The organism is Deinococcus sp. AB2017081, from assembly GCF_034440735.1.
In the GTDB taxonomy this organism is placed as follows: domain Bacteria; phylum Deinococcota; class Deinococci; order Deinococcales; family Deinococcaceae; genus Deinococcus; species Deinococcus rufus.
Map to the genome: position 1 here is coordinate 87,266 of NZ_CP140099.1, position 20,669 is coordinate 107,934.

Sequence of the window (20,669 nt, forward strand, 5' to 3'; positions counted from 1 at the left end):
GAGTGGTTGGGGCGCTGGCCCTGCTCGGGGCCGCGCTGATTGCCGGCCTCACGTTGGTCTGGGTGCAGGAAGGGCGCTGGAGATCTCCGCTGTACTGCATCTCCGCGCCGGGCACGCTCTGGAATGGGCTGGCCCCGTTGCCGCCGGCCTTCGAGCCGCGCTGTCCCCCGAGTCAGAGTTACCGCCGGGAGGTAAGGGCCGGTCAGAGCCGGGTCGAGCAGTACCGTGTGGCCGGCTGGCAGCCCCGCGCGGTCGCCGATCTGTTGAGATCCGCCGGCTACGTGCTGATCGAGGACGAGTTGCGCGGCGCCGATCACTACTCGGCGTTCCTGGGCAGCACCGTGCCGGCGGAACTGCACTACACCGCGGTGCGGGACGGCGACGACACGCTCATCACCGTCAGCGGCCCGTAAGGTGCAGTCGTGGAGAACGTGGCAGCCAGCTCACTTCCAGGCGTGAACCAACGCTCAGAAGATGCGCTGGAGGCTGCGCAGCAACTGATCTTCCGTGAGCTGCCCCTGGCGGACATTCCGGATGACCCCGTCCCGGTCGATAAAGACCGTGGTCGGCAACGTCCGCACCTGAAACCGGCGGGCGACGGCCTGACCGGGATCAGGGCCGGTCAGCAGACTGAAGGTGAACCCGGCGTCGTAACGGCGCACGGCCTCCAGGCTGGCCCGCTCGTGCAGGCTAACCACCACCAGCCCGTGACTCACGTACTCGAACTGATAGCCCCGCAGCAGGCGGTCGTTCTCCACGCACGCGGCGCAGCTCACGTCTCCGAAGAGCACGATGACCGCCTGGCCCCGCAGCGCGGCGAGACTCACCGCCGCCCCGCTCAGATCGGTGATGCGAAATTCCGGCGCCATGGGCCTGAATGGGGGGCCGCCCGCCTGTGCGGGCCAGCCCACAGTCACCACGCTCAGGGCCAGCCCCATCAGGAGGCGCCTCATGGGCAGCCGGCTGGGGTCAGGCCATCTTGATGAATGGGCAGTGGTCATTGAGCGCAGCCTACTCGTGAGCTGTGAGGACGCGTCAACACCCTGTCGCCCCCTCGTTCCCGACGACAGGATGAGCTCCGGCCTGAAGCCATTCTTAATGTCGGATATCCGAATAAACGGATGATAGGGTGAGCCATGCACAACCATGCCCTTGCGCCACAGCCGCACCCCGACGACCTCTCACGGGTGTGCGCCGTCTTCACGGCGCTGTCCGAACCGGTGCGATTGCGGGTCGTGAATCTGTTGAGTGGCGGGGAGCAGAGTGTGACGCAGCTGGTCGAGGCCCTTGAGCTGCCGCAGAGCACCGTCAGTCGCCACCTCGCCCTCCTCCGCACGACCCGGCTGGTCACGGCCCGCCGGGAGGCCACCCGTGTGTACTACCGGCTGACCGACGCTCACCTCGTCTCGCTGACCCGCGAGGCCTTCAGTCACGCCCAACACGAGCGGCTCGGCCTGCCCGACCATCCGGCTGACCTGCCCTCCAGGGCGCGTCGATGAACGCCCTGGCACTGTTCGCCTCGCTGCGCAACCCGCGCTTCGCCCGGCTGTATGCGGCGCAGACCATCAGCCAGATCGGCGACGCGCTGACCTGGGTCGGCCTGGCGCTGCTCGCCGCTCAGCTCGCCGGCCCTGGGCAGGCGCCCGCCGTACTGGCCATCGCCCTGACGATCCGGGTCACGGCTTTCGTGCTGCTCAGCCCGCTGGCCGGCGTCCTGGCCGACCGGGTCGACCGCCGCATGGTGCTGATGCTCTGCGACTTCGGCCGGATGGCGGTGCTGGGAGTCATGTTCTTCGTCACCCAGGTCTGGCAGATCTACATCCTGATGTTCGTGCTCAACGCCCTCACGGCCTTCTTCACCCCCACCAATCAGGCCACCGTCCCACTGGTCGTGGGCCGCGAGGAGGCCCGGCCCGCGTTCGCGCTGTCGAGCGCGACCACCGAGCTGCTGGGCATCGTGGGGCCGGGCCTGGCAGGGCTGCTCGCAGCCTGGCTTGGCACGCGCTCACTGTTCGCCGTGGACGCCGTGAGCTTCCTGCTCTCGGGCCTCCTGATCCTGACCCTGCCGGCGTTGCGGGCGAAGCAGGAGGGCGGCGCGCCGGAGCGCAGCACCCGGGCGGATCTGCGCGACGGCACGGCCCGGCTGTGGCGCGATCCCCCGGTGCGCTTCGCGCTGCTGATGGAACTGGTGGCGGCTCTGACCGGTGCCCTGATCCTGACCGTGACCATCTCACGGATCGAGAGCGGTCTGGGCCTGGGGGAAGCCCAGTACGGCTGGGTGATGGCCGCCTATGGCCTGGGTGCGGCCGCCGCCTCGCTGGCCGTGGGCGCGGCAGGCCGGCGCGTCCCGCTCACCCGCTTCATCGCTCTGGGCGCGCTGGTGACCAGTCTGGCGATCCTGCCCGGGAACCTCGTGCCGCTGGGCGGCCTGATGGCCTGCTGGCTGCTGGCGGGCATGGGCCAGAACTGGGTCAACCTGCCCACCGAGACGCTGCTGGCCGAGCGCACTGAAGAGGCTGCGCAGGGCCGGGTGTACGGCGCGCACTTCGCGTGGAGTCACCTGTGGTGGGCGGTGGCGTACCCGGTGGCGGGCTTCCTGGGCACCCGGTTTCCGGATCAGGCCTTCGGGGTTGGTGGTGCGCTCGCGCTGGCGCTGCTCTCAGGCGTGTGGCTGGCCCATCGCCGGATTGGCCACATGGTGCCGGCATCGTGACGGGGCGAAGTCTGACACCCGTAAGGCCATGCCAGAGGAGGATCGTGCCGTGAACCGCCGAGCACGAGTGGTGCGCTCAAGGGCGACGGTTCGGGGTCGCCAGGGAAGGGCACCGGGTTTCACGCTCGAGCCCGTGAATCCCAGTGGGAGGACACGCTCCTGGGCTGGAGGTGTGCCCAGTTCGCCGGCCCCATGGTGCCCTTGGCTCAGCCGACGCTGATCTCGGCGTCCTGCAACTCATCTTCAAAGGAAGGTGAATCGGCCTGACGTTTGAATTCCTGCAGAAGCTCGGTGAACCTGCTCACCGTCATTTCGAGGCACGAGGCCGCCTGAGCCGGTGAGAGGGTCTGTGCGGCGTGGGCCGTGAGCACCAGATTGACGAAGAGGTCGGGCAATCCCTGTGGGCGCTCGAGCTTGGGGGCATACGCCCATTCCCAGCGCTGCACGGCGTAGCCCAGCTGCTCCGCCTCGCGCACGGGGCGCACCGCCCGCAGATCCTCAAAGTGGGCTCCCCTCAGGATGCCCAGCTTCCGGAGCCGGACGAGCATCGCCGCGTAACTGACCTTGAAGTGCCGCTGGAGGGCGATCACGTCCGCGACTCCGACCTGCTCGTCGCGGGGGCCGCGTTTGGAGAGGAACAGCTTGATGCCGGCCGCCGGCATCAGAAACGCCGACGCGAAGTCATTGGCCAGTTGCTCATCGGCCGTCGTGTCGAGTTTGCGGGACACAAACAGGCCGCCGACATCGGTCTGCAGGTGGTAGAGGAGGTGGGCGAGTTCATGCGCAGCTGTGAACACCTGGCGCGGCGGCGTGTCGGAGGCGTTAACGAAGACGACCGGGCCAAGGCCGGGATGGTTCACGCTTGCTCCGGAGAGCTGGGACGCCGATACGGCGCGGCGGTACACGGCGACGCCGTGATCCTCCAGATGGTCGAACAGTTCGCTGCCGATGGGCGCGACTCCGCCCAGGTTCCAGGCGTGCCGCAGTTCGTCGGCGTCGGCCTCCACCGCGTAGCGCCGCGTGCGTGAGGTGCCGGGCTCCAGGTCGAGCAGATTCGCCTTCGGCCGGGCCGCTCCGGCGCTGGACAGCAGCTGGGCGAAGTGCTCGCAAAACTGTTGAAAGCCCTCGATGGCCGCCGCCTCGCCCGCCGTCAACGCTCCCTGCTCGACTCCCCGGAAGCGAATCTCCGTCGCTGCGTTGGGGACAGACACGGGCAGCAGGTTCACGATGGCAGTGCGGTAGACCTGAGCGAGCTGCAGCAGCATCGTCGCGTCGACCGGCCGCTCCCCCCGCTCCATGCCCGCCAGCCGGGCACGGTCGATGCCGAGGGCCTTGGCCGCCTCGCTCTGATTGAGCCCGGCGTGTTCCCGCGCTGCCGTGACCCGTCCGGCAATCAGTTCGCGGAGATCCATTCGCCCCACACTCCGCGAGAAGTACCAGATGTTGTATGCAATCTAAAAGACTGTACCAAGTATAGTATTCCAGTCTTGCTTTTAACCATGTCAAGAGTGTAGCATTTTTGAACGAAGCGCAGGTGAGCGCCCCGCCGGGGCACTGCGCGTGAGGTGACCATGGAACACGGTACTGAGCGCAACGGCGGCCCGAAGACCTTCAAAATTCTCGTGGATACCCACCCTTTCGAACTGCCGCAGGCCAACGTGACTGGCGCGCACATCAAACTCGTCGCGGGCGTCAACGCCACTTACGGACTGATGCTTGAAGGTCATGGTCAGGCGGCCGATCAGGCGATCAACGACGACGAGACCGTCGACCTGAGCCTCCCCGGCCGCGAGCACTTCTACACCGTGCCGCCCGCCACCTTCGGCGGTGGCGTTTGACGGCCGTCACGTCGCCTGTCGACCTCGAGTGCGTGGCCCTGGACGCTGCGTTTCCAGGAGCCTCGACCCGCAGTCTGGGTGACGGCAGCGTCCTGATCACCTTGCCCCAGGTGGCCCTCCCGGACGGCTGGAACCAGTCCGTCACGGCGGTGTACTTCACGGCGCCCGTCAACTACCCCCTGGCCAACCCGGACTGCTTCTGGGCCGATCCGGCCCTGCGCCTGAGCGGCGGCGCGTTGCCGGCCAACACCAACCTGACTCCACTTCCCGATCCGGGCGGACTGTCCACCGAACCCCACCTGTGGTTCTCCTGGCACGTCCACAGCTGGACGCCGGGCCGGGACACCCTGCTGTCCTACGCTCGCGTCATCGAGCGCCGCTTCCAGGAACGCCGCTGATGCCCGCCGCCGTGTCCCTGCATACCCTGGCCTTCGAGGCACCCATGCTGGCCGATCTGCGTGCCGGTTTTGAGCGGGCGGCTCCCCTGGAGTCGGCGGCGTTCGTGCTGGCACGCGCTGTGCCCACACCGGCAGGGGCATGGCGGCTGATCGTTCAGGAGGTCATCTTGGTGGCCGACGACGAGTACGCGGAGCGCACGGAGACGATGCTGACCCTCCCCTCGGCGGTCGTCGCCCGCGCCGTCAGCCAGGCGCGGGCTCAGCACTTGAGTGTGATCCTGGCGCACGCCCACCCCGACGGCCTGGGCCTGGCGCCCTCGTCCAGGGATCTGGCTGGGGAGGCCGAGCTGCGGCCCTTCCTGGAGCGCCGTATCCCAGCGGTACCCCACGGCCGCCTGATCCTTGGCCCTCACGGCGCTCACGCCCGGCTCTTCCTGCCTGACGGCTCGGACATGGATCTGATGGTGGCGGGGGTCGGCTCTGACCTCACTTTCTTCAGCTCAGCTTCCACACTGACCGACGAGCGCCACGATCGCCAGGTGCGGGCCTTCGGCCAGGCCGGACAGCAGGTGCTCGCGGCGATGCGGGTGGCCGTCGTCGGTCTGGGGGGCACGGGCAGCCTGGTCGCCCAGCAACTCGCGCACCTCGGCGTCCGGGAGTATCTGCTGATCGATCCCGATATCCTGGAGGCGACGAACCTCAACCGGGTGGTCGGGGCGCGTGCAGAGGACATCGGGCGACCCAAGGTCGAGATCGCCTGCGCCATGATCCTGGCCGTCCAGCCTGAGGCGCACATCGAGATCTACATTGAGGACGTCTGCGACGCCGTGGTCGCTCGCCGCTTGCTCGACAGCACATTCTTCTTCAGCTGCACGGACTCTCACGGCAGCCGGGCGGTGCTGACGCAACTGGCCTACCAGTACCGCCTGCCGGGCATCGATCTGGGGGTCGCCATCCACGCCGAGGCGGGGCGGGTCGACCGGGTGGCCGGCCGCGTTCAGATGCTCGTCCCTGGCCTGCCCTGCCTGAACTGTGCAGGTGTTCTGCTCCCGGAGGAGGTGCGGCGGGATCTGCTCACCCCGGAGGCCCGGCGCGCTGACCCCTACATCGTCGGAGCGGCCGAACCCCAGCCGGCGGTGATCAGTCTCAACTCGGTCACCGCTGCCCTGGCCGTGAACATGTTCCTGGCGGCCGTGACCGGGATGCCGCTCGCGGGCCGCCATCTGCGCGTCCGATTCGAACACGGCCTGATGAAGCCTGTTGACGTCACGCCGCAGCCCTACTGTCCGGTGTGTGGCCCGCAGGGCGCTCGCGGCCGCGCCGACTCATGGGTGCGGCCAGGCCGGGTGCAGGCCGAGGTGCCGACATGATGGAGCGTCTTCCCCCTGACCGGGTGAACCGCACGCACGTGCTGTGGCTCGGAGACGCTGTGCCGGTTGGTCTCCACCGTCACGTCCTCAACCTGGTTCCACGGGCCATCACCGCCAGCGAACTCAACGACGCCGCGCCGACGGCCTGCCTGTTGATCATTCCCGTCGCCCCTGAAATTGCGGACGCCTCCCTGCGGTATGGCACGTTGGTTGGTCAAGCGCGCAATCACGGCCTGCGAATCGTCTTGGTGCCCGATCGGCCGGTCGCTTGTGATGAGCTGGAGACGTACCTGCATTCCACGAATTCACTCGCTGTTGTCAAGGGCGTGCGCAGAATAGGTGGATTCGACGACCATCTCCTTGACGAGGCACAGAGGCCTCCTGAAGGCAAGGGGGCCAACCGGAGACTTCAGCTCAGCGGAGACGTCCCAGACGAGGACACAACAGTTCTCCTCCAGCGTGCCTTCGAAGATGCCAGCGCTCTCCATCTGCATGCAGTACAGGGCGGGAAGAGCGGAGCGTGGGTCTGGCGAGTGCACTGGCATGATGGCGGCGGTCACCCCATGCCACTGCCGCTGTTGGTCAAGGTGGCGTCCGTGGAAAAGATCGCGATGGAACGGTCGAATGCGCGCCACATCGCCAACCTTATTCCTGGCCGATGCCGCCCGGGAGTTCATCTCGATCGGGGCGTCGAAGGGGCAACGCACGGACTGATGGTGTTTGACTTCTTCAACAATGCTCAAGGATTCGATGCGGCGATTTGTTCTAACCCTGCGGTGGTACTGGCCTCGTTGTTGGGCACCACGCTGAAGCATGTCGTGGAAGCAGCACGTGCTGGCCACTCGAACGTCGCGCAGTCGCTCCGGGATATGAAGGCTTTTCGTACGTCACCGGCACTGGCGGCCGCCGCCGATCTGGCCGCTGTGCACGTGCCCGAACTGGGGTCGATCGAAACGTTGGACAGGCGGTGGCGTGCGCTTCCCCCCAGCCCACATCGTGTGGGCCCGGTACATGGCGACTTGCACACGGGCAACCTGTTTCTGGCTCCGACCAGCAGTGAAGTCCTCATCATTGACTTCGGCAGCTTTCGCGCCATCGCCCCTGCCTGCGCCGACCTCGCCTGCTTGGAAGTCAGCATCGTCTTCCCCCAGGGGCAAGGCATTCGGCCTCCCGAAATTCACGACCAGATCCGGACGTTGTACTTCGTTGATGATCTTCCGCCAGCCTACGGCTCGTCGGAGATGGCCAGGCTGCAGGAAGTGATTCGGGCCATCCGGCAGTGGGCCCGCACCATCGAACCCGACGCGGCCGTGCTGGCCCTGGCACAGGCCGCCTACCTCATTCGCTACGCTTCTTACGAAGACAGTGGAGCCCTTGAAGAGCGCGCTCTGGCATACGAACTTGCCTACACGCTGCTCGCCAGGGTGGAGGCGGCGTATGACTGACACCATCCCGCGCAGGCGCGAGCGGTTTGCCAGCATCGTGACGGTGGCTCGCCAGCACGAAGCCCGCGAGCAGGTCCTGGCACACCCCGGCGACGTGGCCCTCGTCGAGCGCGGCACCGTGCGCGCCGCCGTCTTCCAATGTCCGTGTGGCTGTGGTGACGTGCTGGTGATCAACCTTGATCCGGCAGCCGGATCCGCGTGGCGACACCGCGTGGACGGCGAGCAGCTGACGCTGATGCCCAGTGTGTGGCGCGACAGCGGCTGCGACTCCCACTTCGTGCTGTGGCGCAATGAGATCTACTGGTGCGGCGTGACCGAGGAGGACATCGACGTGCGGTCGTGGCCGGCCACGCTGCGCGCGGAACTCAAGGGCTGGTGGCAGGCCTGGCAGCGCCGGCGCCGGGGCTCGACTTGACCTTCGAGGCGGCGCTCAAGACGGTGCAGGGTTTGGTTTCGGGTCAGCTCCCGCCCCTCGTCACGGTGGGGGCGGCCCTACTGTTGGGGGTGCTCTTCCTCCTCACCCTTGTGCGGCAGTATCTGACGGGTGAACGGCCACCCAACCTCCTGACCCCCAGCGAGCACCGGCTGCGTCAGAAGCTGGCCACGATTCATGACCTGCTGGAGCGAGCCCCAGAGCCAGCAATCCGCGACCTTCTGCGCGACGAGGACGAGCGGCTCCAGTTCCTCCTCGTGACCGGCATCAACGCCAAAGCTGCGCTGAGACGGCAGCTGTGGGTTATTCATCAATCTGGGCCGCTTCGCTTTACCTGGAAAGAGCTCCGGGAGGCCCTGCCCTTCCTGAGAACCCGGGGCGGCCAATTGGTGCAGGGCATCGACCGACTCGATCGAGTCATGCTCGGCCTCGTTAGGGGACTCACGGTTCTTTGCCTGGTGTTCGCGGTTCTGCTGATGGCGGTCAGTCTTGCCGCCGTTGTGCTCTCGGTGGACGTGCTCCCGATGATCATTCTGACGGGCATCCTGCTGGGTCTGGCATTTCTCCTGGCGACCCTTGGGCTCCCGCGTGCGCGGGCGACGCAGTTCCAGCGGTTCTTACCTGCTGAGCATGACCCAGCTGAGGCGATGGCGACCCCAGAAACCTTCACGCCTCCAGCCGAGACGATCGACCGAGTTGCGGAGACCCAGATGCGCGCTGGTGACTGACCCTACGCATGCAGGTCAAGAGGATCACCGTCGACTGAGAGACACCTCACGGCGTCGAGTATTTCAGGGCGCGGACATGCTGGTCTAGTTCCGCTCGGTCAGTCCATTCCTTGCTGAGCGAAGTGAGTGCCATCATCACGTCCCGCAGAATGATCCTCAACAGGTGGACGTCGTCCCACTGCAGCGCCTGACTGCTGCCATGGGCGACGCGGCTCCGCAAGCCATACAGGCGGGTCACGGTTCTGGCCCGCTCTTCCCGCTCCTGGGGACGTTCCCTGGTCAGCAAGGCCACGCTGTCGGCGATCACGCCGGTAATGCCCTGAGGCCCCGGGGCAAACAGCGTTTCGAGGGCGATGATCAGGCACAGCAGCGCAGCGTCGGCGTCCGGCTGGAGCTGCGCGTTGCCGATCCAGTGATAGGCGCGCAGCAGGGTCACCTGCCAGGGCGTTCTCTCGGCGCTCGGCCGGTCAAGCGCGTGTGCCACCGCGTCCAGGCCAAACCGGGTGAGGTCACGACGGTGCTCGCTGAGCACCGTGAAGTCCTCGCCCAATCCGCCATCAAGTGGGCGGGCACTCAGGTCGACGCCCAGCGGGGCGATTTCGATGCCCTGGTGCCAGCCACCGCGCTCGTCCCCGGACACGGCCAGGTGAACAGCCCAGGGATTCTCGTGCGTCATGACCACTGCAGCCCTCAGGACATGCAGCGCGGTGCGCGCCTCGAGCACGGTTTCCTGACGCAGCCGAGCGGTGAGATGGGGGCCACTGAGCAACGCCACCGTGGTGTCCATCAGGTGGTCAACTCCTCGCCGAGCAGCTGCCGTGCGCCGGCACGGTGGGACGGCATGACCCTGGCCGTGCACTCCTCAGTGAGCGTTCCCAGCGTGTCTCGCGTGATCTGCAGGAAGGTCACGGAGCCCAGCCGCAGCTGATCGCCGAACAGGAACAGGCCGGTTACGGGCAGCACAAACAGCCGCTCACCCTGACTCTCCAGGGCCTCCTCCACGGTGGCCAGCATCGCGGCGAACTGCTCGGCGGTCTGGCCGCTGGCCTGGAATGAGATCAGGTCGTTGACGTAGCTCTCGATTTCGGTGCGTGTCAGTCGCTCTCGCCATGGGGAAGTGCGCTGCAAGGCGTCAACGACCCCCCGGTAGAGCTTCCACTCCGGCTCAGACTCGAAAACATGTCGCCGCTCAATGGCTCCGACATGCCCGCCAGAGACAGAGCTTCCCAGCTGGTGAAGTTTGATGTAAAGAGCCTGGACTCGCTCGGCATGCATGCTGAACTCCAATGAATGGGGCGGGTCATGCTCAGGAAACGCCTGCTCAGGGCTGAGGTGACGTGGGCAGGCCACCCCGCTGCCGATCCACTTTTACTGTCAATGCCCGCCGGTCAAGGGCACCGTCAAGACCACGGTGGTGTCGGTCAACGGGTGGCGGCTCAGGGCGTACCCCTCGTCCAGCAGTTCAAGGGCACGTCGGGTGTAAGCGGTGGGGAATGGCACCGGGGGCGATCCTTCCTCTCCGCTGACCAGCGTCAGCCACCGCACCCCCTTCCACGATGCAATGACCGGACGGACTGCCGCGCCGTCGCCGGGCAACCCATCGACGCTCACATGAACCTGCAGCCCGTCGTTGACAGGGACAGGTTGCAGCGGCAGCTCGGCGTACTCCAGGAGCGCCTGAACATCAAGAGGTGTCAGCGCCAGTTCAGCTCTCCACTGGGGAACGGAGCGTGTTCTCAACCATGTCTGAACGTCCTCCTCCACGCTGTCGATGCCCACGTGCTTCCAGAGCCGGAGGGCCAGGCTGCGGGAGAGCCGCCCCTCCCGTATCGGGAGCAGCATGGTGGTCGTCGGTATGCCGTAGCGGACGAGGGCGGCCAGATCCGGGAGATACAGCACCGCCGCCCACACGGCCTCGCCTCTGGACTGTACGCGGTCGAGCAGGGAACTCAGCAGCCACGGGAGCGTGAATTCCAGCACGTCGTAGATGTATTTCTGCAGTTCGGCCGCCGACAGGGTGATGCCAGCCACCCCCTCGCTGATCTCGCGGGCACTGTGGCCCCGGAGCCAGTCGTCCAGCAGCTTCACATGCGGCCAGTCCATCCGGGCGGGGCGCACCGAGCGGCGTAGCTCGCTGAGTTCCAGGAGCTGCGGCAGCGTGATCTCCACAATTCGGGTGATCAGTTCGGGCCCCTCCAGCGCCCCGAGGCCAGCGTCTGCCTCGATCACCTCCGCGAGCTGATCCAGTCGGTAGCTGGTCGACAGCGAGGTGCTGGCCCGCGCCCACCGCTGCCGGTCTTCGGGGGACGTCGTCTCGAACACACCCACAATCGCGTGCACGGCCGCAGAGACCACTGGCCAGTGAATGAGGGGGCCAGCACCCTCCACCACAGCGTGAATCATCTGCTGGCCGGCCAGGGACTTCGACAGCACGTCCATGACATCCCCGAACCCCTCACCGCGCTGGGCGGCCAGGAACCAGACGAACTGGACGAAGCCCTCGGCGTGGTCGAGGACTGTTTCGAACAGGACGTCACTGCGCTCACGAATGGCCTGTTCCAGCATGACCAGCTCGTCGATCAGGGCTTGATCGGCCAGCGTGGAGGTCGTGCGGAGCTCATCCGGGGAAGGCTGCGCGTCCTGCAAGACGTCGTCGTCTCGTTCCTGTCCCTGGGCGACCAGGATCAGCAGCCCCTCGGTCTCGATGGCGCCTCTCCCGGCACGCCCCAGAGCGTTCAGCACCTGCGAGGGCGTCAGGACTCGTTGGCCCTCGTGGTTTCGCCGCTGCACGATGATCACGGAGTGCACGGGAAGATTGACCCCTTCGGTCAGAGAGCTGGTACAGACTACGCAGCGCAGCCGACCCTCCTGCGCGGCCTGCTCGATGACGCCCCGCAGTTCCAGAGGGACGTCGCCGTGGTGGAAGGCGACGCCGCTGGGCAAGGTGCGGCTGAGCGGATGCTCGGCGCCCAGGAACCGGGTGACCTCTTCCAGCTCGGCCTCGAGCTGACCGGACGCCTCCTTGGCCGGAAGAGTTTCTGCGAGGGCCAGCGCAAAGCTCTCCACGAGCTTCTTGTTCTGGAGTACCACCAGCACCAGCCCGGCGGCGGTCAACTCCCGGGCCAGCGGCACGACGGTCAGGTACGCAGGAGTGGTCGTGGCATCCCTCGTGCCTTGACCGAGAAACCGTGCATCTCGGTACCGCCGCACGAGGGTACCGACGGGTTTGGTGATCACCAGATCTTGGTTGATCCGTCCGAACAATGGGGAGGACAGGTAGCCGCGCAGGGCCTGTGCACGCCGCACCGAGGTCTGGCCACGCACTGGCCGGACGCTGGAAGCCGTCTCCGGCCGTGTCCGGTAAACCGCGGTGATCCGTCTGGGGCCGCGCCACTCTTCGTGCACACTGTCCAGGTTGGAGTAGGGATCATGGCCATCCAGCTCAAGCCAGTGGATGAAATGAATCTTGTTGCCGATGGCGGCCGACATCAGCACGAGGCGGTGGTGGGTCTGGGCCGTGGCGCTGTGCAGAAAAGTGATCAGCGATTCCAGCAGCCAGCCCCTTGAACTCCCGCCGATGTTGTGCACCTCGTCGAACACGAACAGGTCGAAGGCGTCCAGCACCTGCTGAGCATCACGGTGCAGGAGGAAACTCAACTTTTCCGGGGTCATCACGATCACCCGGCCCGTGGGCAGCGCCGCGAGCGGCTCGTCGTTGGTGAGCAGTTCGGACTGGGTGACGGTCACGCCCAGGTGCCGCAGACGTCGGCGCAGACTCCGGCTGACCTCGGCCCCCAGGCTGCGCGTGGGCACAACGATGCAGGCCCCCCGCCCCCCGCCGCCCAGGTGGGCCGCCACCAGCATCTGCGCCAGCAGGGTCTTGCCCGCGCTGGTGGGCGAGGCCAGAAAGACCCGTCTGGTGTCCGTCTCGAACAGCCGGCTCTGCTGACCGCCCAGGAACTCCACCTGCGGTGGCCAGAGGGTCAAGACAGCCGGATCCTGACGGGTAAAAGCCAATTTCACCTGCTCGGGTACGCTGGGGGGCAGCACTGTCCAGGGGCTGGCCCGCTCCAGATCGTCGCTTAGATCCAGCAGGTGTGAGGCCGCCCACTTCGACACCCGGTCGCCGAACGCGTCCTCAGCCCCCAGGCGAAACCGCGCCCGGGCCCTGTCCAGCGCAGCTAGTGATCCGCTCTCCTGAAACAGGAGCAGTTCGGTCACCCCGAAACACACCTCAGCCGCGCTGCCCAGCAGGGTGTTCGTCAGAGAGGCGACGCCCCACCGCTCGCGCAAGGTCGCGAGTTCACGGTCGACCACAAGGAGCCGGGCCTTGACCGACCGAACCCTTCCCGCCAGCAGCTGGATCGCACTATGCAGGGCCGCCAGGGGCGGAGCGTCCAGCAGCAGAGGCCCAAAGACGTCCGCTGGATATGCCTTGCGGTAGATGGCTATGGCGTTCGGGTGCAGGTCGCCCCGCAGGTAGGCGATCTGGATGGCAAAGCACAACTGCGCGCGGCGCAGGTCATCGACGTCGTGAGCGGTGCGCAGGGCCAGGTCGAGGAGGTGGGCCGCCACCTGAAAGGCCTGGCGCCGCAGGGGCACCGTGTAGAACTCCGCTGCCCGGCGGGAGGAGGCGGTTCCGAAGAGGTACCACCCGACCAACTCCAGCAGCTCGAGATCCTCGTCACGGCGCTCACGGGTGATCATCCCGACCTCGCCGTAAGCCATGACCTCGCTCAGGCGCTCCGGGGTGGGCAGGGCCCCCTCACCGGAACCGATCAGCTCGCGCAGCAACTCAGGGTTTAGAGTCCGTTCCACAGCACCTGCCTGACCTCTTCGGCAAAGCGTCGTACCTCGAGCACCTCGATCTGGAGGCCATGCAGGCGATCCGCGCCGGCCAGACCGGTGAGTGCTGAGGTGCCGAGCATGTCGAAGGGGTTGGCGCCGGGCGCGCCCTGGTCGACGATCAGCGCGACTCCCGCGTTCGCCTCCGGGGTGGCCCCTCGCCAGTGGAACACGATGTTCGAGTAGAACGCTTTCACGTTCATATCAGCCTCGTGCTCACCGACCTTGGAAATCTCCTGCAGGTAGTACGTGGCGTTGTTGGTCAGCTGATCACAGGCCTTGACGGCCGTAGGGCGCGGGTTGGTGCCAGAAGAGTTCTTCTTGATCTCCCAGAGGCGGTACGTATAGGCCCCAGGAACCGGCTCATAGATGACGAACCCGTCGGCCCCGCTGTCCGTGACGCGAAAGCTGACCCCATGCAGACGGACGTGGGGCGCACTGTGCACCTGATGGTGGGTCGCGAGGTGCCAGAGGTGCTCGGCCACGAAGCCCTCCAGGTGGTCGAGTTTCTCCAAGCCGGCGTACCGGCCCCTGTTGGGATTCAGGGCGCGGGGCGGCCCGGCCGGCAGCCCAATCGGGCGGCCAAGGATGTCTTCCAGTTGGGCCGTGATGCCTGCGGTCGGATGGGGGGTGCCGTGCAGCCGCTTGGCGCGCCACGCGTCGATAATGACGGGGGTACCACCGAACAGCGTCAGCATCATGTGCTCGGCGATGGACTCAGCCAGAACGGGGCGCGGCACGGTGGCCGGGTCGAGGGTAAGGGTCTTCCAGGAGTTCACCGCTGGGAGGCCGGTGGTCTGGGGCGTGATGTGAAAGGCGCGGCGCACGGGCATGAATGGTTCAAACTACGCCAATTGCGCCCACCATGCCGGCACAGATTCGGCACGCCGTCAGAGCGGCGGAGCAAGAGGCGCCGAAGCGGGTCACCAATTCCGTCACCCAAACAGCGGAGCTGCGTCAAGCCGCGGCAATTCACCCGCACAACGCAAGCGTAAGCTCCTCGTGGCAGGCTCAGATTGCGCCATCGGCCGACGCAGTCGCGGCCCATGACGACGTACTGGAGTGACACCCGTGGATTAGGCCAGCGGGGCAATACCCACCTGATGTGGATGCTCGACGGTCTCAAATTCCTGGGGCGGGCGGCTACCTCATGCGCTGTCGAGCCGCTTGACGATCCAGGCGGCGTCCGGCAAGTGGTTCCGGTGGTGCCAGGCGTCGTGTAGATTGACGTATTCGTTTCGGTAGACCTTCTCTACCTTGACCGAGCGAAACAGGCTCTCCACCTTGGCATGGTCACCCGGAGATGCCCGCCTGGACATGCTGTGGCAGATCTGGTGGGCGTCCAGCAGGGGCTGGTACACCTGGCCCTGCCTTCCAGCACACCTGGGCGCCAGACGGCCGCACAGAGGCTCGCAGCGGTGCGCCCGGAACCGCGCACCGTCCCCACGCAGGCACATTTCCTCGGGCAGGCTCGCCCGAGGGATGTGCCCAGCATGGCCAAGGTCGCGCGGGTGTGCTGCCTGGTGAACCCGGTACAGCGTGCGCTCTAGATGCACCAGGTTCATTTTCAAATCAAGGGACGTCATCGGGGATGCCGGTGTACATTCAAGGCGTCCAGAACGTGCAGCGCGTTCTCTCGAGACACATGCTGAGCGGCAGCCGGCCCACCCAACCATGACCAACACGCCACCCACTCCTTTTTTCACGACCATGGATGTTCCGGTTCCGGTCACGCCGCCGGACTACAACCGGCAGCTGCTGCTCCAGGCTGGCACACCCAAACCAAAGCTTGAGCAGTTGGCCGGCTTTTCTCCTGCCGAGTTCGAAGCGTTCGTGTACGAACTGGTGCATGGCCACTTGAAGGGCCAGTACGCCCGAGTGTCGCTGTTGGCCGGCGCCGGAGATAGAGGGCGTGATGTCGCCGCCTACACTGCCGAGTCCCGGGTGTGGGATCTGTACCGAAGCCCCGTCCCGACCCGGCGGCGCCGCCGGCCGCCATTGAGATGCGGGAGAACAACTACATCCACAGCATGTACGAAGCGTTTGCCGATCACCTCGCGTGTGACCTCGCGGCCATCACGGCACCAGAGCACTTCGGGCACGATGCGGAGCTCACCGTCGCCTTTCAACAGGGGCGCGAGGGCTTTTACAGTGCCGAGTCGCTCAAAGAGTTCGCACGCGACAACCTTGCGTCCGAAGCCGACAAGGAATTCGACAAGCTTCTCGGGGAAACAAACCACGGGTTGCGGCTCCTCCTGGCCAAGACCCACGCCAGCGGCTTTGCCGCCCTGACAGCGGCCCTGGAGCGCGTGTTGAACCTGCCGTACAGCAACAGCCTGTTGCATCAGGAAATCAGCGTGCTCGACCGGATGGGCTTTTGCCACCACCTCGCCAACCGACAAACCGTCCGGTGGGTCAAGAGGTGACACTTCTGGACACCCCCGAGCTTCCAACCACCCGGCGGCCTTTCAACACGCCGCTGGAAAGTGGGCTGCGCTGTCTGTTTCTCCTGGAGGCGATGGCTCCGGCCACATGTGACGTCCAGCGCCTGGTCTACCTGGATTACCTGCTGGTGCATTCCGCCGACGTGCCGGACGGCCCGGCCAGCTTGCACGCCCGGATGCCACACCGCGGCGGCCAATGGCTCGTGCGCCGTCAGCTCGTCAGCGAGGGGCTTGCTTTGATGTCCTCCCGTGAACTGCTCGACCAGCGGTTCACGCCCTTTGGAATCCACTATGCCGCCACCGAGCTGACACACCCCTTTTTGCAGTACCTGAACAGTGCCTACGCCCAGAACATGCGGGAGGTGGCCGCCTGGATCGCCAGGGCCTTCCAAACAATGGCAGACGCCGAGCTGCAAGGATTCATGACCACCCACCTGGGTCGGTGGGGCGCCGAGTTTGACGCTGGCGAGGCGGGGCGGTGATTCCCCAAGGCATTCGGCTCCACCGCTTGTTCGTCAGCGGTTCAGGCAAAAAGACGGCGGAGTTGACCTTCAGGGCCGGCGTCAACTACATCAGTGGCGAGTCCAACATGGGCAAGAGCTTCATCCTGAAGTGTCTGGACTTCATGCTGGGCGGCAAAAAACGGCCTGAGGAGATTGAAGAGGCGCGCGGGTACACCCTCGTCTCACTCGAGTTCGAGGCGCGGCAAGGGGGCCCCTACACCCTGGAGGCGAGTTTCGGTTGTTTCGCGGATACACGGAAGACCGCCGCCTCTCGTCAGAAGCCCAGGTGCTGAGCAGCAGTTCCGCCAGCGCCGACGAAAACATCTCCTCACTGCTGCTGCGCCTGTGTGGCTTTCCACCTGCCAGGCTCAGGATGAACGCGCGGAACAAGACCCAGAACCTGACGTGGCGGTCGCTCACGCACCTGTACATCCTGAACGAAACGCGGATTATCGGTGAGAACCCACCCTCCCTGCCGCCCGGCGCAGCTGTCCGCAAGCCCGCCCTGCAGGCTGCGTTGAAGTTCGTACTTACGGGCATTGATGACAGCAGTTTGGTCGGCCTGCCGGATCCGAAAGAGACCAAGGCAAACCGTGCAGGACAGCGCGAGGCGTACCTGCAGGTCGCGCAGGAGGTCGAGCGCGAGATGCGGCAGCATGAGGCCGTGCTGCGCGAACTCCCCGTGGTCACGCTTGAAGCTGAATTTGAAGTTGCGACGGCCGCCCTCACCGGCAGCACCGAAGGAATGCGCGCCTTGCAAGACGAAAAACGTGTTTTGCTGCGGGAGCGCGAGCTGCAGCGCGCCGCACTTCGAACCACGCGTGAGACCCTGCGTCGGTTTGGTCTGCTCCGCGAGCATTACGGATCCGACCTGCGGCGGCTGCGGTTCCTGGGCGAGGGTGACCATTATTTCGGGCAACTCCGCCTGACCCGCTGCCCCACGTGTGGCGCGCCGATGACGCCCGAGCATGAGCACGCGGCAGAAGCGCCGCAAGCGCAGACATACGCACTCGCCATCGCTGAGGAACTGCACAAGGTCGAAGGGTACCTGCAGGACTTGAACGGCACTGTGGCGGGCCTTGAAACGCAGGCCGCGACGCAAGAAGAGGCGGTGCGTCAGATCGAAGCAGCCTGTGAAGCCTTCGACGTGACCCTGCGGGCCGCCACGGCGCAGCACAAAGTGCGCCAGGGCGACATCGCTCGGCTGACCCGGGCCCGCATGGTGCAGCAGGAGGCCCTGGCGGCCTGGCAGCGGCGGGCGACGTACCACATCCGGGCAGATGAGTTGACCAGGCCACTTCGGTCAGCGCGCCCGCAGCAGCGGTATGGGATCGACGGAGCGGTTCTGCGTCAGTTTGCTGACGTAGTGGGCAGCACACTGCGGCGCTGGAATTTCCCATTGCAGGGTGTGGTGGAAATGGACGACCAGAGCCTTGATTTCCGTGTGGCTGGTCGCGGCCGGAGCGCGAACGGCAAGGGGTACCGCGCGCTCCTCAACAGCGCGTTCGTCCTGAGCGTGCTGCGCTATTGCGACGGCCGCGGATTACCGCACCCGGGGGTGTTGATCCTGGATTCGCCCCTGACGACGTTTCGACAAGATCGAAAATTTCTGGCCGAGGACAGCGACCGGGTACATGCGAGCTTTTTGGCAGATCTCCTGGCGTCGCCCGAGGGACACCAAATCATTGTGCTGGAAAACACAGAGATTTCTGACGACGTGCGGGGTCGGCTGAACCATATTGAGTTCAGCCGGGAGAAGTCAGGCGCTCGCCCCGGCTTCTTCCCGGTGCCCTGAGTGCCGCTTGCGCCTTCGTCTGCACGAATATCCGTTCAACAGGTGAACGTCACGACGATGTTTGTGTGCCGCGAGACTCCATGGCCACGGCGCCACACCCAGCGCTGGGTTCGCTGAGCCCGTTTCGACCTGCCCGGTCAGCCCGGCGACGGCCGCGTGGTCACGGTGCGCGCCCAGGGCCCGGTCACGTCCCAGGGCGCCCGCACGGCGGTACTCCTGGCCACGGCCGCCTCGGGCACCCCGGTCAGTGCCGCGAAGCTCACCACCTGCTGGCGTCAGGTGTCCGGCGGGCCATCGCGTTTCCTGGTCTCCGGCGGCTTCGAAGCTCCCAGTGTGCTGTGCGTCGCCCTGGGCGGAGTGGGCACCGTGCTGGTGACCCTCACCAACTGAGAGTGCTCCTCCTGGCGTTTGCGCTGCCCGGTGACGACTGTCCGTGACCTGGGAATGCGACAGTGCCCCGTCCTGGTCGGCCTCTATCAATAAATAGATATGAAACGACCATTCCATCCCTCTGTTCTATTCACTGGTCATGCAGGAACCCGGCAGACAGCATGTTCTACCTCCGAACGGTAGGCAGAGCGCACCTGTAACGCACCATCGTCCATAGGCCGAGGCTGGCGCTTGCGCCCAAGATGCTACACCGGTCTAAGGCGATTGCACGGTTGTGAAGGAGATGGCACGTCTGTGCACCCAGAAGCCACTCCTTGCACAAGCCCACGGTGTTCATATCCAATCCAATGTAATCCGCAGCGTTTGCTCTTACAAGGACGACTGCCAGACCAGCACCAGCACCGCCACCAAGGTCAGCGCCATCGGTTGTGGCAAGTTGTTGGCTTCAAGACTGCAGAGAAGCGTCAGAAACGTAGGCGGCCTGAAGTTCAGGCCGCTTCCTGTACCACTGTGCGCCAGATGTCGAACGCCTGTTTCTGCTGGTAACGACGATGATGAGCGGGAACGGTGCAACTGGCCGGATGGTGCAGATCCGTGATGCGAGCGTGCAGGTTGAGGAACCCTTGTGCTCGTGGTCGTGACCTGAACCCGCATTGCTGACGCTCCTGTCGGCGTGTGGGACGATGGGACTGCTCAATCAAGTTGTTGCAACGGGCCGTGGACACAACCTGGACGTGCTCCACAGCGTGGAGCACAGGAAGCTCGCGAAGAGCGGCACCGTCACTCCACAGCTTGTCGGTGTGCACCGTGACGGGGACGCCATATTCACCCAGCAGCCGGACGAAGAAGGACTTGGCCGCTTCAGTGTCCCGGTGGCGCTGAAGGAACACGTCCAGCACTGCACCGTGTTTATCGACGGCTCGCCACAACCAGTGTGTAACGCCCCCGACGTCCATGTACATTTCGTCGAGATACCACCGGGAACCCCGACGGGGTTCCCGGTGGCGCAGTCCCTGGACAAACAGATCGCTGAACTTGATGCACCACGTGCAAATGGATTCGCGGGTGACGGCAATTCCTCGTTCCAGCAAGAGTTCTTCGACGTCCCGATAACTCAGCGTAAATCGGTGGTAGAGCCACACGGCATACCCGATGACCTCAAGCGGGAACCGGTAGCCGGGGAGCTTGTGACCACTCAACACCGCCCCAACCTACCAAACCAACTTGCCACAACTGGCCGACTCAATGAACGGCTGATCGCGACCCACTGGGATGACATCCTGCGCCTGGCGGCATCGATCCGGTCGGGCACGACCACGGCGTCTTTGATGCTGTCAAAGCTGGGTTCGTATAGCCGTCGCAACGGACTGGCCAATGCGCTTCGGGAGCTGGGACGGGCACAACGGACGCTGTTCACGCTGGAGTGGTTGCAGTCCCCCGCACTCCGCAAACGGGTGCAGATTGGCCTGAACAAGGGCGAAGCGCGGAACGCGCTGTCGCGGGCGGTGTACATTCACCGGAACGGAGAGGTGCGGGACTGTCGGCCCACGGCACAGGCAAACCGGGCCAGCGGTTTGAATCTCGTTGTAGCGGCCATTGCGCTCTGGAATACCGTGCATCTTCAGCGGGCAGTTCAGCAGCTACGACAACAAGGCGAAGACGTGCCGGACGACCTGATGCAACACGTCTCACCCTTGGCCTGGGAGCATATCGGGCTGACTGGCGATTACCTCTGGGAGCAACCTTAGCGGATCTGATCCAGCTTGC

General features: G+C 65.6%; 22 protein-coding genes and 1 pseudogene. 15 read left to right on the forward strand and 8 right to left on the reverse strand.

Annotated elements, in window-relative coordinates; genetic code table 11:
* Nucleotides 1-2: 2 nt before the first annotated feature.
* A complete protein-coding gene (locus U2P90_RS18705) occupies nt 3-413 on the forward strand; it encodes a hypothetical protein (protein ID WP_322474870.1) in 411 nt (136 codons plus the stop codon).
* A gap of 54 nt (nt 414-467) precedes the next feature.
* Here the strand turns inward: U2P90_RS18705 and U2P90_RS18710 are convergent, their stop codons facing one another.
* Nucleotides 468-953 carry a TlpA family protein disulfide reductase gene (locus tag U2P90_RS18710; RefSeq protein ID WP_295814097.1) on the reverse strand — a complete coding sequence of 162 codons (486 nt, stop codon included), beginning with the start codon at nt 951-953 and terminating at the stop codon, nt 468-470.
* A gap of 183 nt (nt 954-1,136) precedes the next feature.
* Between U2P90_RS18710 and U2P90_RS18715 the strand changes: the two genes are divergently transcribed.
* Together U2P90_RS18715 and U2P90_RS18720 are read left to right on the forward strand one after the other, a co-directional pair.
* A complete protein-coding gene (locus tag U2P90_RS18715) occupies nt 1,137-1,499 on the forward strand; it encodes an ArsR/SmtB family transcription factor (protein WP_322474871.1) in 363 nt (120 codons plus the stop codon).
* Nucleotides 1,496-2,713 (forward strand): MFS transporter, encoded by a 1,218-nt coding sequence (locus U2P90_RS18720; RefSeq protein WP_322474872.1) that lies wholly within the window; start codon nt 1,496-1,498, stop codon nt 2,711-2,713. Before U2P90_RS18715 ends, U2P90_RS18720 begins: the two co-directional genes overlap by 4 nt.
* A gap of 206 nt (nt 2,714-2,919) precedes the next feature.
* Here U2P90_RS18720 and U2P90_RS18725 read toward each other — a convergent pair whose 3' ends face one another.
* Nucleotides 2,920-4,125, reverse strand: coding sequence for a helix-turn-helix domain-containing protein (locus tag U2P90_RS18725; RefSeq protein WP_322474873.1), 1,206 nt, complete (start codon nt 4,123-4,125; stop codon nt 2,920-2,922).
* A 159-nt stretch (nt 4,126-4,284) separates the two neighbouring features.
* Between U2P90_RS18725 and U2P90_RS18730 the strand changes: the two genes are divergently transcribed.
* The 6 genes from U2P90_RS18730 to U2P90_RS18755 are packed head-to-tail and all read left to right on the forward strand — an operon-like array spanning nt 4,285 to nt 8,925.
* Nucleotides 4,285-4,551 carry a multiubiquitin domain-containing protein gene (locus tag U2P90_RS18730; RefSeq protein WP_322474874.1) on the forward strand — a complete coding sequence of 89 codons (267 nt, stop codon included), beginning with the start codon at nt 4,285-4,287 and terminating at the stop codon, nt 4,549-4,551.
* Nucleotides 4,548-4,949: an E2/UBC family protein gene (locus U2P90_RS18735; protein WP_322474875.1), complete on the forward strand. Its 402-nt coding sequence runs from the start codon at nt 4,548-4,550 to the stop codon at nt 4,947-4,949. The genes U2P90_RS18730 and U2P90_RS18735 overlap by 4 nt, the downstream gene beginning before the upstream one ends.
* Nucleotides 4,949-6,319, forward strand: a complete 1,371-nt coding sequence (locus U2P90_RS18740) for a HesA/MoeB/ThiF family protein (protein WP_322474876.1) — start codon at nt 4,949-4,951, stop codon at nt 6,317-6,319. Before U2P90_RS18735 ends, U2P90_RS18740 begins: the two co-directional genes overlap by 1 nt.
* Entirely contained in the window at nt 6,316-7,764 is a 1,449-nt protein-coding gene (locus U2P90_RS18745) for a phosphotransferase (protein WP_322474877.1), read from the forward strand. The genes U2P90_RS18740 and U2P90_RS18745 overlap by 4 nt, the downstream gene beginning before the upstream one ends.
* Nucleotides 7,757-8,179, forward strand: a complete 423-nt coding sequence (locus U2P90_RS18750) for a DUF6527 family protein (protein WP_322474878.1) — start codon at nt 7,757-7,759, stop codon at nt 8,177-8,179. Before U2P90_RS18745 ends, U2P90_RS18750 begins: the two co-directional genes overlap by 8 nt.
* Nucleotides 8,176-8,925: a hypothetical protein gene (locus U2P90_RS18755; protein ID WP_322474879.1), complete on the forward strand. Its 750-nt coding sequence runs from the start codon at nt 8,176-8,178 to the stop codon at nt 8,923-8,925. Before U2P90_RS18750 ends, U2P90_RS18755 begins: the two co-directional genes overlap by 4 nt.
* A 46-nt stretch (nt 8,926-8,971) precedes the next feature.
* Here the strand turns inward: U2P90_RS18755 and U2P90_RS18760 are convergent, their stop codons facing one another.
* The 5 genes from U2P90_RS18760 to U2P90_RS18780 form a co-directional block, all read right to left on the reverse strand.
* A complete protein-coding gene (locus U2P90_RS18760; RefSeq protein ID WP_322474880.1) occupies nt 8,972-9,712 on the reverse strand; it encodes a HEPN domain-containing protein in 741 nt (246 codons plus the stop codon).
* Nucleotides 9,712-10,200 carry a hypothetical protein gene (locus U2P90_RS18765; RefSeq protein ID WP_322474881.1) on the reverse strand — a complete coding sequence of 163 codons (489 nt, stop codon included), beginning with the start codon at nt 10,198-10,200 and terminating at the stop codon, nt 9,712-9,714. Before U2P90_RS18765 ends, U2P90_RS18760 begins: the two co-directional genes overlap by 1 nt.
* Nucleotides 10,201-10,299: 99 nt before the next feature.
* Nucleotides 10,300-13,743, reverse strand: a complete 3,444-nt coding sequence (locus U2P90_RS18770; RefSeq protein WP_322474882.1) for a DEAD/DEAH box helicase — start codon at nt 13,741-13,743, stop codon at nt 10,300-10,302.
* Nucleotides 13,728-14,597, reverse strand: coding sequence for a hypothetical protein (locus tag U2P90_RS18775; protein ID WP_322474728.1), 870 nt, complete (start codon nt 14,595-14,597; stop codon nt 13,728-13,730). The genes U2P90_RS18770 and U2P90_RS18775 overlap by 16 nt, the downstream gene beginning before the upstream one ends.
* A 321-nt stretch (nt 14,598-14,918) precedes the next feature.
* Entirely contained in the window at nt 14,919-15,356 is a 438-nt protein-coding gene (locus U2P90_RS18780) for a hypothetical protein (protein WP_322474729.1), read from the reverse strand.
* A gap of 360 nt (nt 15,357-15,716) precedes the next feature.
* Here U2P90_RS18780 and U2P90_RS18785 point away from each other — a divergent pair, with 360 nt between their 5' ends.
* From U2P90_RS18785 to U2P90_RS18805, 5 genes are all read left to right on the forward strand, one after another.
* Nucleotides 15,717-16,196 (forward strand): ABC-three component system protein, encoded by a 480-nt coding sequence (locus tag U2P90_RS18785; RefSeq protein ID WP_322474730.1) that lies wholly within the window; start codon nt 15,717-15,719, stop codon nt 16,194-16,196.
* Entirely contained in the window at nt 16,193-16,696 is a 504-nt protein-coding gene (locus U2P90_RS18790; RefSeq protein WP_322474731.1) for an ABC-three component system middle component 2, read from the forward strand. The genes U2P90_RS18785 and U2P90_RS18790 overlap by 4 nt, the downstream gene beginning before the upstream one ends.
* Before the next feature lie 26 nt (nt 16,697-16,722).
* A complete protein-coding gene (locus U2P90_RS18795) occupies nt 16,723-17,010 on the forward strand; it encodes an AAA family ATPase (protein WP_322474732.1) in 288 nt (95 codons plus the stop codon).
* The gene (locus U2P90_RS18800) at nt 17,004-18,512 is read left to right on the forward strand and encodes a hypothetical protein (RefSeq protein WP_322474733.1); all 1,509 of its coding nucleotides are present in this window, start codon (nt 17,004-17,006) and stop codon (nt 18,510-18,512) included. The genes U2P90_RS18795 and U2P90_RS18800 overlap by 7 nt, the downstream gene beginning before the upstream one ends.
* A gap of 156 nt (nt 18,513-18,668) precedes the next feature.
* Nucleotides 18,669-18,902 carry a hypothetical protein gene (locus tag U2P90_RS18805; protein WP_322474734.1) on the forward strand — a complete coding sequence of 78 codons (234 nt, stop codon included), beginning with the start codon at nt 18,669-18,671 and terminating at the stop codon, nt 18,900-18,902.
* Nucleotides 18,903-19,390: 488 nt separating this feature from the next.
* Here U2P90_RS18805 and U2P90_RS18810 read toward each other — a convergent pair whose 3' ends face one another.
* A complete protein-coding gene (locus U2P90_RS18810; RefSeq protein ID WP_322474885.1) occupies nt 19,391-20,101 on the reverse strand; it encodes an IS6 family transposase in 711 nt (236 codons plus the stop codon).
* Between the two features lie 36 nt (nt 20,102-20,137).
* Here U2P90_RS18810 and U2P90_RS18815 point away from each other — a divergent pair.
* Nucleotides 20,138-20,650: pseudogene (locus U2P90_RS18815) on the forward strand (Tn3 family transposase); the annotation flags it as partial.
* Between the last annotated feature and the right edge of the window lie 19 nt (nt 20,651-20,669).

Bases quoted from the DNA above. Each gene is read 5' to 3' on its own strand.
- U2P90_RS18710 (WP_295814097.1), bottom strand. From the start codon at position 953: ATGAGGCGCCTCCTGATGGGGCTGGCCCTGAGCGTGGTGACTGTGGGC.
- U2P90_RS18715 (WP_322474871.1), top strand. From the start codon at position 1,137: ATGCACAACCATGCCCTTGCGCCACAGCCGCACCCCGACGACCTCTCA.
- U2P90_RS18720 (WP_322474872.1), top strand. From the start codon at position 1,496: ATGAACGCCCTGGCACTGTTCGCCTCGCTGCGCAACCCGCGCTTCGCC.
- U2P90_RS18725 (WP_322474873.1), bottom strand. From the start codon at position 4,125: ATGGATCTCCGCGAACTGATTGCCGGACGGGTCACGGCAGCGCGGGAA.
- U2P90_RS18730 (WP_322474874.1), top strand. From the start codon at position 4,285: ATGGAACACGGTACTGAGCGCAACGGCGGCCCGAAGACCTTCAAAATT.
- U2P90_RS18740 (WP_322474876.1), top strand. From the start codon at position 4,949: ATGCCCGCCGCCGTGTCCCTGCATACCCTGGCCTTCGAGGCACCCATG.
- U2P90_RS18745 (WP_322474877.1), top strand. From the start codon at position 6,316: ATGATGGAGCGTCTTCCCCCTGACCGGGTGAACCGCACGCACGTGCTG.
- U2P90_RS18750 (WP_322474878.1), top strand. From the start codon at position 7,757: ATGACTGACACCATCCCGCGCAGGCGCGAGCGGTTTGCCAGCATCGTG.
- U2P90_RS18760 (WP_322474880.1), bottom strand. From the start codon at position 9,712: ATGGACACCACGGTGGCGTTGCTCAGTGGCCCCCATCTCACCGCTCGG.
- U2P90_RS18765 (WP_322474881.1), bottom strand. From the start codon at position 10,200: ATGCATGCCGAGCGAGTCCAGGCTCTTTACATCAAACTTCACCAGCTG.
- U2P90_RS18780 (WP_322474729.1), bottom strand. From the start codon at position 15,356: ATGACGTCCCTTGATTTGAAAATGAACCTGGTGCATCTAGAGCGCACG.